Source organism: Streptomyces sp. NBC_00236, from assembly GCF_036195045.1.
GTDB lineage: Bacteria > Actinomycetota > Actinomycetes > Streptomycetales > Streptomycetaceae > Streptomyces.
This window is the reverse complement of record NZ_CP108100.1, coordinates 4,201,713-4,218,584: the sequence shown is the minus strand read 5'-3', so window position 1 is coordinate 4,218,584 and position 16,872 is coordinate 4,201,713. Positions and strand designations below refer to the sequence as shown.

14 protein-coding genes are annotated in these 16,872 nt (G+C 70.4%); 12 read left to right on the top strand and 2 right to left on the bottom strand.

From position 1 onward, the window contains the following. Positions 1 to 40 precede the first annotated feature (40 nt). The gene (locus tag OG446_RS18945) at positions 41 to 1,006 is read left to right on the top strand and encodes a DUF5926 family protein (RefSeq protein ID WP_328895161.1); all 966 of its coding nucleotides are present in this window, start codon (positions 41 to 43) and stop codon (positions 1,004 to 1,006) included. Between the two features lie 718 nt (positions 1,007 to 1,724). On the opposite strand, the gene OG446_RS18940 is transcribed toward OG446_RS18945, so the two are convergent. Continuing rightward, complete coding sequence (locus OG446_RS18940) at positions 1,725 to 2,447, bottom strand: bifunctional DNA primase/polymerase (RefSeq protein WP_328895160.1); 723 nt, start codon at positions 2,445 to 2,447, stop codon at positions 1,725 to 1,727. 481 nt (positions 2,448 to 2,928) lie between these two features. Between OG446_RS18940 and OG446_RS18935 the strand changes: the two genes are divergently transcribed. Next, positions 2,929 to 4,416: a PP2C family protein-serine/threonine phosphatase gene (locus OG446_RS18935; RefSeq protein ID WP_328895159.1), complete on the top strand. Its 1,488-nt coding sequence runs from the start codon at positions 2,929 to 2,931 to the stop codon at positions 4,414 to 4,416. 123 nt (positions 4,417 to 4,539) lie between these two features. Continuing rightward, positions 4,540 to 6,003: an aminopeptidase P family protein gene (locus tag OG446_RS18930; RefSeq protein ID WP_328895158.1), complete on the top strand. Its 1,464-nt coding sequence runs from the start codon at positions 4,540 to 4,542 to the stop codon at positions 6,001 to 6,003. A 37-nt stretch (positions 6,004 to 6,040) separates the two neighbouring features. Here OG446_RS18930 and OG446_RS18925 read toward each other — a convergent pair whose 3' ends face one another. Next, positions 6,041 to 6,637, bottom strand: coding sequence for an ATP-binding protein (locus OG446_RS18925; protein ID WP_328895157.1), 597 nt, complete (start codon positions 6,635 to 6,637; stop codon positions 6,041 to 6,043). Between the two features lie 257 nt (positions 6,638 to 6,894). Here OG446_RS18925 and OG446_RS18920 point away from each other — a divergent pair, with 257 nt between their 5' ends. The 9 genes from OG446_RS18920 (at position 6,895) to OG446_RS18880 (ending at position 16,850) form a co-directional block, all read left to right on the top strand. Further along, on the top strand, positions 6,895 to 7,698 hold the full coding sequence (locus tag OG446_RS18920; RefSeq protein ID WP_328895156.1) for a hypothetical protein: 804 nt from the start codon (positions 6,895 to 6,897) through the stop codon (positions 7,696 to 7,698). A gap of 165 nt (positions 7,699 to 7,863) precedes the next feature. After that, the gene (locus OG446_RS18915; RefSeq protein WP_328895155.1) at positions 7,864 to 8,607 is read left to right on the top strand and encodes a YcnI family copper-binding membrane protein; all 744 of its coding nucleotides are present in this window, start codon (positions 7,864 to 7,866) and stop codon (positions 8,605 to 8,607) included. Between the two features lie 79 nt (positions 8,608 to 8,686). Then, positions 8,687 to 9,340 (top strand): SCO family protein, encoded by a 654-nt coding sequence (locus tag OG446_RS18910; RefSeq protein WP_328895154.1) that lies wholly within the window; start codon positions 8,687 to 8,689, stop codon positions 9,338 to 9,340. Next, complete coding sequence (locus OG446_RS18905) at positions 9,337 to 9,783, top strand: copper chaperone PCu(A)C (protein WP_328895153.1); 447 nt, start codon at positions 9,337 to 9,339, stop codon at positions 9,781 to 9,783. Before OG446_RS18910 ends, OG446_RS18905 begins: the two co-directional genes overlap by 4 nt. Positions 9,784 to 9,797: 14 nt before the next feature. Then, entirely contained in the window at positions 9,798 to 11,735 is a 1,938-nt protein-coding gene (locus tag OG446_RS18900; RefSeq protein WP_328895152.1) for a copper resistance CopC/CopD family protein, read from the top strand. A 116-nt stretch (positions 11,736 to 11,851) separates the two neighbouring features. After that, complete coding sequence (gene efeB, locus OG446_RS18895) at positions 11,852 to 13,099, top strand: iron uptake transporter deferrochelatase/peroxidase subunit (RefSeq protein WP_328898338.1); 1,248 nt, start codon at positions 11,852 to 11,854, stop codon at positions 13,097 to 13,099. 101 nt (positions 13,100 to 13,200) lie between these two features. Beyond that, the gene (gene pheA, locus OG446_RS18890) at positions 13,201 to 14,136 is read left to right on the top strand and encodes a prephenate dehydratase (RefSeq protein ID WP_328895151.1); all 936 of its coding nucleotides are present in this window, start codon (positions 13,201 to 13,203) and stop codon (positions 14,134 to 14,136) included. Positions 14,137 to 14,766: 630 nt separating this feature from the next. After that, a complete protein-coding gene (gene serS / locus OG446_RS18885; RefSeq protein WP_328895150.1) occupies positions 14,767 to 16,056 on the top strand; it encodes a serine--tRNA ligase in 1,290 nt (429 codons plus the stop codon). Then, a complete protein-coding gene (locus OG446_RS18880; protein WP_328895149.1) occupies positions 16,053 to 16,850 on the top strand; it encodes an HAD family hydrolase in 798 nt (265 codons plus the stop codon). The genes serS and OG446_RS18880 overlap by 4 nt, the downstream gene beginning before the upstream one ends. Positions 16,851 to 16,872: the final 22 nt, after the last annotated feature.

Below are 16,872 nucleotides of genomic sequence, written 5' to 3'. Positions count from 1 at the left end.
CGGCCCAGACCGCACTGTCGCAATCGGGAGAAAGCCCACCATGGCGAAGAAGCGCCCTCAGACCAAGGCCGGGAAGCAGCAGCTTGACGACGGCGAGATCCCGGTGGTCGGGGCTCGCGAGCCCTGCCCGTGCGGTTCGGGCCGCCGTTACAAGGCCTGTCACGGCCGCGCCGCCGCCCAGGCCGTGGCCGAACTCGTCCAGCGCCCCTTCGAGGGCCTGCCCGGCGAATGCGACTGGGTCGCGCTGCGCGAGCTGGTGCCCGCGGCCACGGTCGAACTGACGCTGAAGGGCGGACTTCCCGAGGGTGTGCCGTCGGTGACGCTCGCGACCGTCCTCCCGATGGCGTGGCCCGCACTGCGGCGCGACGACGGTTCGGTGCTGCTCGCCCTGCAGAACGACACCTCTTCCGGCGACCTCAGCCGCGACCTCGCCGACACGCTCCAGCGGGCGCTGGAGGCCGAGCCCGGCTCGCCCGTCGCCGCCCGGCGCGTACCGGCCGAAGGGCCGCGCCTCCAGGACCTCCTGGACGCCGACGCCCCGTTCGCGCCCGTCGTGCACTCGGGTTTCGAGTTCTGGGTGCCCGACGCGGAGAACGCCACCGCCGAGGTGTCCGCTTCCCTGGAGCGCGCCAACGACGCGGCGCTCCCGACCGTCCTGCTTTCCGGGGTGGACGCCGCCTACTGGTGCGAGACCCCGGAGAAGAACCACCTGCGCTGGGTCATGCCGCACCCCGAGGAGCGGCTCCTGGACGCGCTCGCCCGGCTGCACGCCGCCGGCACCTCCTCGCTCGGCGAGGGGACCCGGCTGGTCGGCTCCTTCCGCGCGCACGGCCTGATGGTCCCGGTCTGGGACCTGCCGAGCTCGATGGGTGCCGAGGAGTGCGAGAAGCCCGCCGTCGCGTTCGCTGAGCGGCTCGCGACGGCGCTCGCGTCGGACGCGCCGCTCAGCGCCGAGGAGCGTCGGGCCCGTGGCGGGCTCACCAACCGCCAAGTGACCCTCAGCTGACAGTGACCATCACCCGGAGCGTACGGTGACGCCCGTCACAACTCCCCGTACTCACAGGTAAATCGCTGTCCGAATACGCGAGATCGAATTTGCGAACAGCAGATCTCTTGTTACCGTTCTGGAAGCCCGGTCGCTGGTGCATCCCCCGTCGCCAGCGATCGGGCATCCTCATGTCCGGGCACGGCGCACCACCCGGCGCACGAACCGCGCACAGGCCCTGCACAGACACCGGCCGCGCCCCCGGCTTCCCCGCCCGCCCCGCACCTCGGCCCGGCCGCCCTTCCGACAGCCTTGATGCGTCTGCCATGTGGCCCGGCGTCAACCCGCCACCGTGGGCGCCTCGTTGGATCCCGCGTCGACAACGACTCCGTGCGGTCACCGGACCACTCAGAATCGGACAGAAGCCGTCGGACGCGCCCCTTTCCGATTTCGCCGCGAAACATGTCCCGAAGAGATCTTCGAAGGGAGATCGAACGGTTTTCGGAAAGCGCATCAGAAAGCCGACCACCGACGGACTTTGCACCGGCAGACTTTGCATGACCGAAACGGCCCGCACGGAATGACCGAAACGGACCCTGCCGATCGCCTCGCCCCGAAGTGATACGCCAGGGAGCCGACAGCGCTCGGTAATGACGGCGCGCGAAGAAACGGGCGAAGCAGCGGACGAGGAAACGGACGAAGAACGGGCGAAGAAGCCCACCGCCCGGCAGCCCGCAGCTCAGTAGGCGAGCCGGCTTCCGCCGTCCGGGGCGCTGTTGCTCGCCTCGACCAGCGCGTCCAGAAGCGCCCCCACCTCCGGCAGCCACGGCGACGCCACCGCCCGGACCTGCGCCCCGCCACCGGAGCCCTGCCGGGACACCCGCTCCGGCGCCCGCTCCCAGCGCACCTGCCCCGTGCCGATCTCCGACGGCGGAAGGACGAGATAGCCACCCTCGCCGTGGAAACGCAACGAACTGGGCACCCAGTCCTGCGCGTGCAGCAGTTCACCGAGCCGTTCGAGCGTGTACGGAGCGACCAACAGCGACCACCGGGTCGGCGTCGCCACCACGGGGCCCAGCCTCATGCCCATCCGGTCGAGTTCCGCCAGTGCGCGGGCCCCGGCCACCGCCGGCAGGCTCAGCGCACACGGCGCACGCCCGCCCGTGGCCAGCAGGAGCGGCGCGGTGGGGCGGTTCGTCCACCACCAGCGCACCATCCGGGCGTCGGTGGTAGCGGCGAGCAGTCCGGGATCGAAGGGGTGCGCGCCGGGAACGGCGCACTCGGGGTCGGGACAGGCGCAGCCACGGCCGCGCTCACCACGGCCGCCGGCCGCCTGGAGGCCCACCCCCGGGAGCACGGGCCACTGCCATGCGGTGGCACAAGTCAGGGCTGCGTCGAGCCGGGCGGTCCCGCCCCTGCGTCCCAGCCGGAGCCTGCGTCGCCTTCCGAGGATCTCGCGCATGAGCGCTCGTTCCTTTCCGTTGAACGCCGAGGGTCCACATCACACCACGCGCGCGTCACAACACGTGTGCGGAACTTCACTGTGTGTACATGCTCGTCGAGCCTGCGGTACGGGTTGGTCGTCGATACCGAGCCTGAGCTGTGCTGAGCCGAATCGAGCCGGTTCCAGTCGAGAATGTCGCGAGGTGCAGGGCGCGCGCCGCGCCTGCCGTCCGTCGTACGACCCCGCCACTCGGGGGTGGGGCGTGGCCGTCACAGGTGAGGACGTCCGGGCCCGCTGCCAGGTTCCGGAGGCGGTCGGAACCGTCTCCTGCCATCTACCGATTTACGTACCCAGCATGCCCGGAATGACGCTCCCCCTGGCACTTCACCCGGGGGCAACCCCCGGTCGAGCACCCTCAGTCGACCGCAAATGACTGCCGCATGGTGCATTTTTTGGCCAAGTTACTCACCCCACGGACACCACAAATCCCGTGGGGACAATGCTGGACATCGCCTTACTTGTGCGTGTACATGTGGATGCACTGATAGCGGCGCAGAATGACATGGGGGTTTGCGATGCTATTCGACGAAACAAACCAGTCGGAAAGCCGGCGACCATGAGCGCCCCACACCTGCCGAAAGTGGCTGGAATCGATCCCACAGTTCAGGTTTCGGCGCACACTGCCGGGCCTCTCTCCGAGGTGCCGGCCGCGCCCGGCGCCTTCATCCAGGACCGTCTGGCGGGCTGGGTCTCCGACCTCACGACGCTGCACGAGCTCACCGAACGGCTGGCCAGAACCAGCACCCTCGACGACGCCCTGCACGAGCTGCTCGACGCCGGGGCCGCGCTCGTCGGCGCCCGTCGCGGGCTGATCGCCTTCGAGCCGTCCGACCGCCGCGGCCCCGTCAGCACCATCGGTCTCGGGCTGGCCCACGCGGAGCTCGGCCAGATCGAGACGGTTCCGCGGAGTGCCACCTCCTACGGCCGCATCCTTGAAGGTCTGCCGAACGCCGACGGCCCGCTGACCACCCCTGATCTGCTCGGCGACACCAGCCTGGACCCCCGCAGGCGCGAGGTCGCCGCCCGCCTGGGCTACGCCGCCAGTTACGCGCTGCCGCTCACCACCGAGCGGACCGGCCGGCTCGCCGCCGCGGTCTGGCTCTACGACGAACCCGCCGAGCCGCTCGAACGCCAGCGCCACCTCGTCGGCCTGTACGCCGGGTACGCCTCCGAACACCTGGCCCGGCTGCTGGAACTGGAGCGGGCCAGGACCGACGTCGCCACCATCGCCGAGGAACTCCTGCCCAGCCGGCTGCCCCGCGTCCCCGGCGTACAGCTGGCCGTGCGCCATCACGCCGCGGCGCAGAGCGGCAGCGACTGGTACGACGCGCTGGCGCTGCCGGAAGGAGCGCTCGGTCTCTCCGTGGGTTCGGTCGGCGGCTCCGGGCCCAGCGCCCTGGCCGCCATGGGCCGGCTGCGCGCAGGCCTGCGGGCGTACGCGGTGATGGAGGGCGAGGATCCGGTCGCCGTGCTCTCCGATCTCGAACTCCTGATGCGGCTGACCGAGCCGGCCCGTTCCGCGACCGCGCTCTTCGCCTACTGCGAGCCCGCGCGCCGCAAGATCCTGCTGGCCGGTGCCGGGCACACTCCGCCGCTGATCGTCGGCGACCGGCGCACCGAGTTCGTCGAGACGACCCTCTCCGCTCCCCTCGGCATGCTCGCGTGCTGGGAGGCGCCGAGCGTGGAGATCGCCCCGGCGCCCGGCGAGACGGTCCTGCTGTACACCGACGGTCTGCTGCGTCGCGCCGGTGACTCGATGGACCGGGCGTTCGCACGGCTCCATTCGGCCGCGGCGAGCGTCCCGAGGGCGCTGCGGCACGACGCCGGATCGGTCGCCGACCATGTGGTGCGCACCGTGCTGCCCGACGGGATCGACCGGGGCGACTGCACCGAGGACGTGGTCCTGCTCGCGGCACGCTTCGACTGAGCCGCCCCGCGCCCGCCGGTAGCGGGCGGACCATCCTGTGTAAGAGGTCTTCCGGCCCTGGGCCCCCTTCCGTACGCCCGTACGATGGAGGGGGTCCAGTGTCGTATCAAGGAGAGACAAGTCGTGTCTGAGGAGCTCACCCCGGAGAACCCGGAGACCGAAGAGGCAGAGCCGGTCAAGCAGCGGAAGAACGGCCTGTACCCGGGCGTCTCCGATGAGCTCGCCGCGAGCATGAAGTCCGGTTGGGCCGACACCGAGCTGCACGGCCTGGAGCCGATCGCCCAGGCCGCGCACACCGCCGACCGCCGCGCCGCGCTCTCGGCGCGCTTCCCGGGCGAGCGGCTGGTCATCCCGGCCGGCCGGCTGAAGACGCGGTCCAATGACACCGAGTACGCCTTCCGTGCCTCCACCGAGTACGCGTATCTCACCGGCGACCAGACGCAGGACGGCGTCCTCGTCCTGGAGCCGAAGGGCGACGGCCACGAGGCGACCGTCTACCTGCTGCCGCGTTCCGACCGGGAGAACGGCGAGTTCTGGCTCGACGGCCAGGGCGAGCTGTGGGTCGGCCGCCGTCACTCCCTCACCGAGGCCGAGAAGCTGCTCGGCATTCCGGCGAAGGACGTCCGCGAGCTGCCCGCCGCGCTGGCCGAGGCCACGGGCCCGGTCCGCAACGTCCGCGGGCACGACGCCGGCATCGAGGCCGCGCTCACCGACAAGGTCACCGCGGAGCGCGACGAGGAACTGCGTGTCTTCGTCTCCGAGGCACGTCTGGTCAAGGACGCCTTCGAGATCGCGGAGCTGCAGAAGGCCTGCGACATCACCGCGCGCGGCTTCGAGGACGTCGTGAAGGTCCTCGACAAGGCCGAGGCGACGAGCGAACGCTACATCGAGGGAACGTTCTTCCTCCGCGCCCGTATCGAGGGCAACGACATCGGCTACGGCTCGATCTGCGCCGCCGGCCCGCACGCCACCACCCTGCACTGGGTACGCAACGACGGCGCGGTTCGCTCGGGCGAACTGCTGCTGCTCGACGCCGGCGTGGAGACCAACGACCTCTACACCGCCGACGTGACCCGCACGCTTCCCATCAACGGCACGTTCACGCCGCTGCAGCGGAAGATCTACGACGCGGTGTACGAGGCGCAGGAGGCCGGCATCGCCGCGGTGAAGCCCGGCGCGGGCTTCCGCGACTTCCACGACGCCGCTCAGCGCGTGCTCGCCGAGAAGCTCGTCGAGTGGGGCCTGCTCGGCGACCGGACCGTGGACGAGGTCCTGGAGCTGGGGCTCCAGCGCCGCTGGACGCTGCACGGCACCGGTCACATGCTCGGCATGGACGTCCACGACTGCGCCGCCGCGCGGACCGAGTCGTACGTCGACGGGACGCTGGAGCCCGGCGTCTGCCTCACCGTGGAGCCCGGTCTCTACTTCCAGGCCGACGACCTGACCGTGCCCGAGGAGTACCGCGGCATCGGCGTCCGGATCGAGGACGACATCCTCGTCACCGAGGACGGCAACCGGAACCTCTCGGACAAGCTGCCGCGGCAGGCCGACGAGGTCGAGGCGTGGATGGCCCGGCTCAAGGGCTGACCGCCCGCCCCGTACCGCGCGCCGGAGGGCGCCCTGCTCAGGAGGCCATGAGCAGGGCGCCCTCCCGCCATTTCAGGACCTTGTCGAAACTCACCACCGCCCCGCCGTGCCCCGGCCGGTTGCCGAAGTGAACGTGATCGGCGAGCTGCTCGATGAGACACAGCCCCCGCCCGTCCTCAGCGGTGAGCGGCGGGTGCTCGGCGTACTGCGGTGGGTACTGCTGCTTGGCTGTGTACGGCTGCGGTGCGTCGTGCAGCTCCGGCTCGTGGTGCTGCTCTGCTTCGTGTTGCTGTGCGGCAGTGCGAAGTGCGCGCCTCGCGGGGAACCCCGGTCCGGAATCGGCGACTTCGATACGGCATTTCTCGCCGTCCAGATACGCGGTGACCCGGTACTGCCCGCTGGCAGTACCGGACGGCTCCTCCCAGGCTTCCCAGGTCTCCGCCCCATCGCCCGGGTCTCCGTGTGTCCCGCCGTGTTCGACGGCGTTGGCACAGGCTTCGCTCAGGGCGAGCGACAGGTCGAAGGAGATGTCCGGGTCCACGCCCGCTGATTCCATCGTGCCCAGCAGGAACCGTCGGGCGAGCGGAACGCTCGCAGCTTCGCGCCGCAAATGGAGTGACCACCAGATGCTCATGCTCCAGCCTCCTGGCTGCGGCTCGACATACCGATACGTATTGCCGCCCGAGGCCGTTCGTAAGCACGGGCGGGGTGTGAGACCGCTCATTCGGCGGATACCCGTATTCGCCACACCTGTGCATCCCCGGCCCACACGACCGTTCTGCCCCGTCCGTAACCGGTCCGAACGGCCCGGCTCCCGCCCATTCGGGCGGAAGACGACCTTCCGGACCTGCCGTACGGGGGCGGGGGGTGCAGTGGGATGATGTCTCGGCCATGACTACGTCTGTGGGACGCGCCGGAGCCGGTATGCGGCTGTCGAGGGCCGCGGTGTTCGCCGCGGTCTGTGTCGCGTTGTCCGCGGCCGGGCACGCGCTGGCGGCCTGTGCGACGGTCCCCTGGTGGACGCTGCTCGCCGGATTCCTCGGGATCCTCGCGGTGACGGCCCCCCTCGCCGGACGCGAACGCTCACTGCCGTCCATCGCCGCCGCCCTGGCCGGCGGACAGCTGGTCCTGCACACGCTCTTCGGCGTGGGTACGCACACCGCCTCGCCCCGGGTACCGGCCGGCGAGGACGCGCTGATCCGGTTCGCGGCGAACCTCGTCTGCGGCGCCGGGCCCGAACGGTTGAACGCCGCCGACGCCCACCACATCGTCACCACCGCGGGCATCGACCCGGCATCGGTGACCGGCCAGGCCCATCAGCACCTGGCGGCCGCCCCTTCCACCGGTCCGGCCGGCTTTGCCGGGATGCTGCCGGACCTTCCCATGGTGCTCGGCCATCTGCTGGCCGCGCTGGCCGCCGGCTGGCTGCTGCGGCGCGGCGAGGTCGCTCTCTTCCGCCTCGCCCGGCTGTCGCTCCACGGCGCCCAGCAGGTGGCGGCCGGGGCACGGCTGCGGGCGTTGCGCGCCGCGCTCGTCCTCGTGGCCGCGCTGCGCGCGGGGCTTCCCGGCGGGCCGACGACCGGGCCGCGTATCTCCCGTACCGCGGCGGACGCACCGCCCCCGGCCACCGGGGATCCCTTGCAGCACATGGTGATCAGGCGCGGGCCGCCCTCCGTATTCACCCTCGCAGCCTGACGCGACGCCCTCCAAGCGATGCCCGCGCGCCCCTGCCACGCACCCTCGCGGTGCCGGTACGGGTTCTCGTACGCACGCCGCTCGTGAGGAAGAGGTGTCGCGACCCGTCGCGCACCCGCGCGCCGGAGCACCCTTCCTTCGTGCATCTGTGGAGTGATCCCTGCCATGAACGTTTCCCGCATCGCTCTCGCCGGCGGCGTCGCCGCGTCCACCGTGCTGATCCTCGCCGGTACGGCCTCGGCCCACGTCAGCGTCCAGCCGCAGGGCGAGGCCGCCAAGGGCGGTTACGCCGTCATCAACTTCAAGGTCCCCAACGAGCGCGACGACTCCGCGACGACCAAGCTCGAAGTCAACTTCCCCACCGACCACCCGCTGGCATCCGTCATGCCGCAGCCCGTGCCCGGCTGGGACATCAAGGTGACCACCAGCAAGCTGGCCAAGCCGCTCGACATGCACGGCAAGAAGATCAACGAAGCCGTGTCCAAGGTCACCTGGACCGCGGCCGGCAGCAAGATCGAGCCCGGCCGCTTCCAGCAGTTCCCGCTCTCGGTCGGGCAGCTCCCGGAGGATGCCGACCAGCTGGTGTTCAAGGCCATCCAGACGTACGACAACAAGGAAGTCGTGCGCTGGATCGAGGAGCAGAAGGAGGGCGCGGAGGAGCCCGAGAGCCCCGCCCCGGTCCTCAAGCTGACCGCGGCCGCCGAGGACGCGCACGGCGCCACCGCCGCCTCCGGCTCGGACTCCGCCGACAAGAACGCCACGGACGACCACGCGAAGGACGAGCAGACGGCGGCCTCGGCGGCCTCCTCCAGTGACACCACGGCCCGTGTGCTCGGCATCGTCGGCATCGTCATCGGCGTCGCGGGCGTCGCCTTCGGCGTCCTGGCCGGCCGTCGCCGTACCGCCTGAACGTCCGTGCACCAGTCCCACGCACACGTCCCATCCGCCAGTCCCACCCGCTCCACCGACCCATCAGGAACAGTGCTCCATGGTTAAGAAGTCTGTGCTGGCCGCGGCGCTCGTCGCCGCGGCCGCGCTCACCCTGTCCGCCTGTGGCGGCAGTGACAACGACAGCAAGAAGCCCATCGCCGATGTGTCGGTGGAGGCGAAGACGCAGGCCGCGACGGTGCTCGACCAGCCGTTCACCAAGCCGAATCTCGTCCTGACCGACACTCACGGCAAGAAGTACGACCTGCGCGAGCAGACCAAGGGCAAGCCGACACTCATCTACTTCGGCTACACCAACTGCCCCGACGTCTGCCCGCTCATCATGAGCAACATCGCGATCGCCAAGAAGTCCCTCCCCAAGGCCGACCAGGAGAAGCTCCAGGTCGTCTTCGTCACCACCGACCCGGAGCGGGACACCCCGGCCTCGCTGGGCTCCTGGCTCAAGGCCCAGGACCCGTCCTTCATCGGTCTCACCGGCGACTTCCCGACCATCCAGGCGGGCGCCCGGCAGATCGGCATCGGTATCGACGCTCCGAAGAAGGAGAAGGACGGCACGGTCGTCTCGATGCACGGCTCCCAGGTCATCGCCTTCTCCCCGAAGACCGACCAGGGTTACGTGCTGTACAGCGAGGACACGACTCCCGACGACTACACCAAGGATCTCCCCAAACTGGTCAAGGGGGACAAGCCGTGAACCGCCGCACCACCCTCGCCGGCGTCCTGGCCCTCTCCACCGGGCTGGCGCTGACGGGGTGTTCCTCGGACGGCAAACCGGAGCTGAAGGTCATGGGCGCGTTCATGCCGCAGCCCGTCAACGACATGGCCGCGGCCTTCCTCGTCGTACGGAACGACGGCGGCAGCTCCGACCGCCTCACCTCGGTCACCAGTCCGCTCTCGGACGACGTCACGATCCACGAGACGAAGAACCAGGCCATGCGCATGGTGACGTCCTTCGACGTACCCGCGGGCGGTGAGCTGGATCTGGAACGCGGTGGAAACCACATCATGTTCATGAAGCTCAAGCAGCAGCCCAAGCAGGGCGAGACCGTGTCCGTGGAACTGCACTTCGAGAAGGCCGGCCCCATGAAGGTCGACCTTCCCGTGAAGGAGACCACCCACAACCCGAAGAAGCAGTGAGGGACTGACACACCATGACAGCCACCGCCCCGCCCTTCGGGCGCTCCCCGTCCGCATCCGCCCCGCGTCGGCCGCTCGCCGTCGCCGGGCTCCTCGCCGCCCTGGCCGGCGTGGTGTTCGGTCTGCTGCTGGCCGTCGCGGGCCCCGCGTCGGCGCACGCCGCGCTCACCGGGAGCGACCCGCAGGACGGGGCGGTGGTCGCTACCGCGCCCAAGGCCGTCACGCTCACCTTCTCCGAGCAAGTTGCCATGGGCGAGGGGTCCATCCGGGTCCTGGACCCGGACGGCAAGCGCGCGGACACCGAGGACGCCCCGCGCGACCTGCACAGCGGCTCGACCGTGAAGTACGGCGTCGCCCTGCACACCGGGCTGCCCGACGGCACGTACACCGTCGCCTGGCAGGCCGTCTCCGCCGACAGCCACCCCGTCTCCGGAGCATTCACCTTCTCCATCGGTGCGCCCTCCGAGACGGCCGTCGCCCTCCCGGACAGCGAGGCCGGCGGCGGCCTGGTCGGCACGCTCTACGGCATCGCCCGCTACGCCGCGTACGCCGGATTCATCGTGCTGGCGGGCGGCGCCGCGTTCGTGCTGGCCTGCTGGCAGCGCGGAGCGGGCGCCCGTCCGCTGCAGCGCCTCGTGGTCCGCGGCTGGATGACCCTCACCGCGGCCACACTCGCGATGCTGCTGCTGCGCAGCCCGTACACCGGCTCGGGGAAACTCGGCGACGCGTTCGACCTCGACGGCCTCAAGGCGGTGCTGGACACCAAGCCCGGCGCCGCTCTGGTCTCGCGGCTGCTGCTGCTCGGTGCCAGTGCGTTGTTCATCGCGGTGCTGTTCGGGGCGTACGCGAAGCGCGAGGACGAACGCGAGAAGAAGGACCTCACCTTCGGTCTCGCCATCGGTGGTGCGGTCATCGCCGCCGGGATCGCCGGGACCTGGGCCCTGGCCGAACACGCGTCGACCGGGATCCAGCCCGGTATCGCGATGCCTGTCGACGTGCTCCACCTGCTGGCCGTCGCGGCCTGGCTGGGCGGGCTGACCGCCCTGCTGATCGCGCTGTACCGCACCCCCGACATCACCGCGGGCGCGGTACGCCGGTTCTCACGGATCGCGTTCATCAGCGTGCTCGTCCTCACCGCGACCGGGATCTACCAGTCCTGGCGCCAGGTCGGCTCCTGGTCCGCGCTGACCGGCACCGGATACGGGCAGTTGCTGCTGGTGAAGGTGGGTCTCGTCGCCGTCCTCGTCGGGATCGCCGGGATCTCGCGCCGGTGGACCGCCCGGCTGGCGACGGGCGGGGTCACGAACGCGGACACATCTGAGGCGAGCCCCACGGCCGTCGACGCGGAGACCCCGCAGGCGGCGGCCTCCGAGGATCCCGCGCGCGCCGCCCAGCTCGCGCGGCAGCAGGCGGCCGTGGCGACCGCGGAGAAGAAGCGGATACGTGACGCCGACCCCGACCGGTCCGGCCTGCGCCGCTCGGTGCTGGCCGAGGTCGGGGTCGCGGTGGCGCTGCTGGCGGTGACCACCATCCTGACCTCCACCGAGCCCGGTCGCACCGAGGAGGAGGCGGCGCGCTCGTCCGCACCGGCCGCCGCGCCGGTGGCGAGCGGCCCCGTCAACCTCACCCTGCCCTTCGACACCGGCGGCGAGAACGGCAAGGGCACGGTCCGCATGGACCTGGACCCCGGGCACGTCGGAGCCAACGTGGTGCACCTCTGGATCGACGGCATCGACGGGAAGGCCATGGACGTCCCCGAGGTGAAGCTCGCCTTCACCCTGAAGTCCAAGGACATCGGGCCCCTGCCGGCCGTCCCCGTGCGGCTGACCGAGGGCCACTGGACCTCCACCGGAATCCAGATCCCGATCGCGGGCGACTGGAACGTCGCGGTCACCGTACGAACCTCGGACATCGACCAGATCACGGTCGACAAGAACGTCAAGATCGGCTGAGCAGGACCGTGAGCGGACACCGGACAGACAGCACAGACAGCACGGCCACGTCGAGTGGCGCGGACGGCCGGAACAGGCGCACCGGAAGCGATTCCGGTGCCCGGGCGACCGGCGCGATCTCCCGGCGGCGGCTGCTCGGAACCGCGGGAGCGGCCGGGGCCACCGGCCTGGTCCTCGGGGCGGCCGGCGGCGCCACCGGCTACGCCGCGACCCAGGACGACGCACCGGCGGCATTGACCACGGTGGGCTCCACCGAAGTGATGTTTCACGGGAAACATCAACCGGGGATCACCACTCCGCTTCAGGCCCGCGGCCACCTCATCGCCTTCGACCTGGCCCCCGGGGCAGGACGCAGGGAGGCGGCAGCCCTGATGCGCCGCTGGTCGGCCACGGCCGAGCGGCTGATGGCCGGCGCACCCGTCACCGGCGGCTCGGCGGACGGCACCGGGCACGACACCGGCATCGCACTGGACGCCGGACCGTCCTCGCTGACCGTCACCTTCGGCTTCGGCGCCACCTTCTTCGAACGGACGGGCCTGAAGGCTCACCGTCCGCCGGGACTCGACCCACTGCCACCGTTCTCCGCCGACCGCCTCGACGCCGGCCGGTCCAACGGCGACCTCTGGGTGCAGATCGGGGCCGACGACGCGCTCGTCGCCTTTCACGCGTTGCGGGCCGTACAGAAGGAGGCCGCTACGACGGCCACCGTCCGCTGGCAGATGGACGGCTTCAACCGCACCCCCGGCGCCACCGCGAAACCGATGACCGCCCGCAACCTCATGGGCCAGATCGACGGCACCGGCAACCCGAAGCCCGCCGACAGCGACTTCGACCAGCGTGTCTTCGTTGCGGCGAGCACCCAGGACGCCGCGTACGACTGGCTGACGGGTGGCTCGTACGCGGTGGTCCGACGGATCAGGATGCTGCTCGACGACTGGGAGAAGCTCCCGGTGGAACGTCAGGAACGGGTCATCGGGCGGCGCAAGGCGGACGGCGCCCCGCTCAGCGGCGGCACCGAGACCACCGAGATGGACCTCGACAAGGCGGGCCCGGACGGCAAGCTGCTGATCCCCGACAACGCTCACGCCCGCATCTCCTCCCCCGACCGCAACAGCGGCGCCGCCATGCTGCGGCGCCCGTTCTCGTACCACGACGGCATCTCCCCGGACGGCAGCCCCGACGCCGGGCTGCTGTTCATCTGCTGGCAGGCGGACCCCCTGCGCGGATTCGTCCCCGTGCAGCGCAAACTCGACCGGGGTGACGCGCTGTCGCCCTTCCTCCGCCACGAGGCGAGCGGGCTGTTCGCCGTGCCGGGCGGTGCGGCGCAGGGGGAGTACGTGGGTCAGCGGCTCCTGGAGTCGTAAACACACTGCGGGGTGGGCGCACGCGCGTGGACCGCGTCCGCTGCCGGACGGGTCGGCACGTACGGGGACGCCGTGCCGACCCGGCGCATTAGGGTGACGGTATGTCCGCCACGCGCTACGCCTATCTCGGCCCCGAAGGCACCTTCACCGAGGTCGCCCTCCGTACGCTCCCGGAGGCCGCCACCCGCGAACTCGTACCGATGGTCTCCGTACCGGCGGCGCTGGACGCGGTGCGCAACGGCACGGCCGCCGCGGCGCTCGTACCGATCGAGAACTCCGTCGAGGGCGGCATCACCACCACGCTCGACCAGCTGACCAGCGGTGAGCCGCTGATGATCTACCGCGAAGTGCTGCTCTCCATCACCTTCGCCCTGCTCGTACGTCCCGGCACCAAGCTGTCCGACGTCAAGACGGTCACCGCGCACCCGGCCGCGCAGCCGCAGGTACGCAACTGGATGGCGGACCATCTCCCCCAGGCCGTATGGGAGTCGGCGGCGTCCAACGCGGACGGCGCCCGGCTCGTGCAGGAGGGGCGCTACGACGCCGCCTTCGCCGGGGAGTTCGCGGCGGCGACCTATGGGCTCGAACCGCTGGTGACCGAGATCCACGACGCGGAGAACGCCCAGACCCGCTTCGTTCTGGTGGGGCGCCCGGCCCGCCCGTCGGCGCCGACCGGTGCGGACAAGACCTCCGTGGTCATCTGGCTCGGGGACGACCACCCCGGCGCGCTGCTCGAACTGCTCCAGGAGTTCGCGGTGCGCGGGGTGAACCTGATGCTGATCCAGTCCCGGCCGACAGGTGCGGGGATCGGGAACTACTGCTTCGCGCTGGACGCCGAAGGCCATATCTCCGACCGCAGGGTCGGCGAGGCGCTGATGGGGCTGAAGCGGATCTGCCCGAACGTCCGGTTCCTCGGCTCCTATCCGCGGGCCGGCGTGACCACGGCGGACGTACGCCCTCTGCGGGCGGGCACATCGGACGCGGACTTCACCGAGGCCTCCGACTGGCTGGCCCGGAACCAGGACGGCCGGGCCTGACCTCCCCGGTCAGCCCGTCTCCCACCCCATCCACCCTTCGGCCACCCCGTCCGTCCTACGGTCGTCGCGTTGCCCGGATGAGCGGTGCGATCAGCCGATAGTCACCGACGGGAAAGTTATCCACAGGTGCGCGCCTCGACCTGGGGACAAGTCGACACCGCAACGCGACATGGTCGACAAATCTGCCCACCTCACTCAGATCGGTCCACAGGTCGACGGGTCATGCGTTGTCAGCTCAATTCCAATGATCAACTCTTTAGGGCGAGGAATTCCCACCCGAACGAGCGTCTGAAGTGGGTTTGAACCGTGAATCCACGAGCCGGTGTGCGGCTTTCGGAATGATCTCCTCCATGTCCACAGAGCTTCCTCACAGCCTGTGGATAACTTTGACCGACCGTGCATTCCTGTGGACAAGCGGCGCCCAACTCCCCGCTCACGCAAGGCTGATACGTCAAGGCGCACAACCCTTCTGCCCCATTTAGGGGAATAGGGGTCCTTTCCTTGATCCCGCCACCTCGCACCCCCTGCGGATTCCGCCCCCAGCATTACCAATACCGGCAATTCGGGCAAAGTGACACGCTTGGCAATATCGGTTCGGACTACCGAAGCCGACACCGGTAGCCTGGAGGGGTGATTGACCTTCGCCTGCTTCGTGAGGACCCCGACCGTGTTCGCGCCTCCCAGCGCGCCCGTGGAGAGGACGTCGCCCTCGTCGACGCCCTGCTCTCCGCCGACGAACGGCGCAGGTCGTCCGGGGTCCGGTTCGACGAGCTCCGTTCCGAGCAGAAAGCGCTCGGCAAGCTCATCCCCAAGGCCTCCCCCGAGGAACGTGCCGAACTCCTGAAGAAGGCCGAGCAGCTCAAGGCAGACGTCAAGGCGGCCGACGCGGCGCAGGACGAGGCCGACGAGGAGACCAAGAGCCTGCTGCTGCGGCTCGGCAACATCGTCCACACGGACGTGCCGGTCGGCGGCGAGGAGGACTTCGTCGTCCTGGAGACGCACGGCACCATCCGCGACTTCGGCGCCGAGGGCTTCGAGCCCAAGGACCACCTGGAGCTCGGCGAGGCGCTCGGCGCGATCGACATGGAGCGCGGCGCCAAGGTGTCCGGGTCGCGTTTCTACTACCTGACGGGCGTCGGCGCGCTCCTGGAACTCGCCCTCGTCAACGCGGCGATCGCCCAGGCCACCGAGGCCGGCTTCATCCCGATGCTCACCCCGGCGCTGGTCCGTCCGCGCGCCATGGAGGGCACCGGCTTCCTCGGCCAGGCCGCGGAGAACGTGTACCACCTGGAGAAGGACGACTTCTACCTGGTCGGCACCTCCGAGGTACCGCTCGCCGCGTACCACATGGACGAGATCATCGAAGCGGACAAGCTGCCCCTGCGGTACGCGGGCTTCTCGCCGTGCTTCCGCCGTGAGGCGGGTACGTACGGCAAGGACACCCGTGGCATCTTCCGGGTCCACCAGTTCGACAAGGTCGAGATGTTCTCGTACGTCGACCCGGCGGACGCCGAGGCGGAGCACCAGCGCCTCCTCGACTGGGAGAAGCAGTGGCTCACCGCGCTCGGGCTGCCCTTCCAGGTGATCGACGTCGCCACCGGCGACCTGGGCGCCTCGGCCTCCAGGAAGTTCGACTGCGAGGCCTGGATCCCGACCCAGGGCAAGTACCGCGAGCTGACCTCCGCCTCCAACTGCGACGGCTTCCAGGCGCGCCGGCTGTCCGTCCGGATGCGGGACAACCGCGACGGCAAGAAGGTCCTGAAGCCGCTGGCCACGCTCAACGGCACGCTCTGCGCCGTACCGCGGACCATCGTGGCGATCCTGGAGAACCACCAGCTCCCCGACGGTTCGGTACGGGTGCCCGAGGTACTCCGTCCGTACCTGGGCGGGCGCGAGCTGCTGGAGCCGGTCGCCAAGTGACCTTTCCCTACAAGCTCGTCGCGACCGACCTCGACGGCACGCTGCTGCGCGGCGACGACACGGTCTCCGGGCGCACGCGCGAGGCACTGGCCGCGGTCACCGCGGCCGGTGCGGCGCACATCATCGTCACCGGCCGCGCCGTCCCGTGGACCCGGCACATCCTGGACGACCTGGGCTACGAGGGCCTCGCGGTCTGCGGCCAGGGAGCGCAGGTCTACCACGCGGGCGAGCACAAGCTGCTGACGTCGCTGACGCTGGACCGGCAGCTGGCCGGTCTCGCGCTCTCCAAGGTGGAGGCCGAGGTCGGTCCGCTGGCACTGGCCGCGAGCCGCGACGGGCTCGACGGGGAAGTGCTCGTCGGCCCCGGGTACCGCGTACAGGAAGGCCCGCTGCCGGCCGTCCTGGTCGAGGACCCGGCCGAAATGTGGTCCGCCCCGCTGAACAAGGTCTACATACAGCATCCGGAGCTGGACGACGACACGCTGGCGAAGGCCGCGCGGGCCGCGGTCGGCAACCTGGTGGACGTGGTCATGGCGGGTCCGGGCGTGGTGGAGATCCTTCCGCTGGGACTCAGCAAGGCCACCGGCCTCTCGCTGGCCGCGCGTCGGCTGGGCGTGAAGGCGGCGGACACGATCGCCTTCGGTGACATGCCGAACGACATCCCGATGTTCGCCTGGGCACGGCACGGTGTGGCCATGGCCAACGCGCACGAGGACCTGAAGGCCGTGGCCCAGGAGGTCACCGCGTCGAACGAGGACGACGGCATTGCCGTGGTGCTGGAGCAGTTGCTCTAGACATCGGCGCCGGGTCTTCTGC

Bases quoted from the DNA above. Each gene is read 5' to 3' on its own strand.
- OG446_RS18945 (WP_328895161.1), top strand. From the start codon at position 41: ATGGCGAAGAAGCGCCCTCAGACCAAGGCCGGGAAGCAGCAGCTTGAC.
- pheA (WP_328895151.1), top strand. From the start codon at position 13,201: ATGTCCGCCACGCGCTACGCCTATCTCGGCCCCGAAGGCACCTTCACC.
- OG446_RS18925 (WP_328895157.1), bottom strand. From the start codon at position 6,637: ATGAGCATCTGGTGGTCACTCCATTTGCGGCGCGAAGCTGCGAGCGTT.
- OG446_RS18935 (WP_328895159.1), top strand. From the start codon at position 2,929: ATGCTGGACATCGCCTTACTTGTGCGTGTACATGTGGATGCACTGATA.
- OG446_RS18910 (WP_328895154.1), top strand. From the start codon at position 8,687: ATGGTTAAGAAGTCTGTGCTGGCCGCGGCGCTCGTCGCCGCGGCCGCG.
- OG446_RS18920 (WP_328895156.1), top strand. From the start codon at position 6,895: ATGACTACGTCTGTGGGACGCGCCGGAGCCGGTATGCGGCTGTCGAGG.
- OG446_RS18940 (WP_328895160.1), bottom strand. From the start codon at position 2,447: ATGCGCGAGATCCTCGGAAGGCGACGCAGGCTCCGGCTGGGACGCAGG.
- OG446_RS18900 (WP_328895152.1), top strand. From the start codon at position 9,798: ATGACAGCCACCGCCCCGCCCTTCGGGCGCTCCCCGTCCGCATCCGCC.
- OG446_RS18915 (WP_328895155.1), top strand. From the start codon at position 7,864: ATGAACGTTTCCCGCATCGCTCTCGCCGGCGGCGTCGCCGCGTCCACC.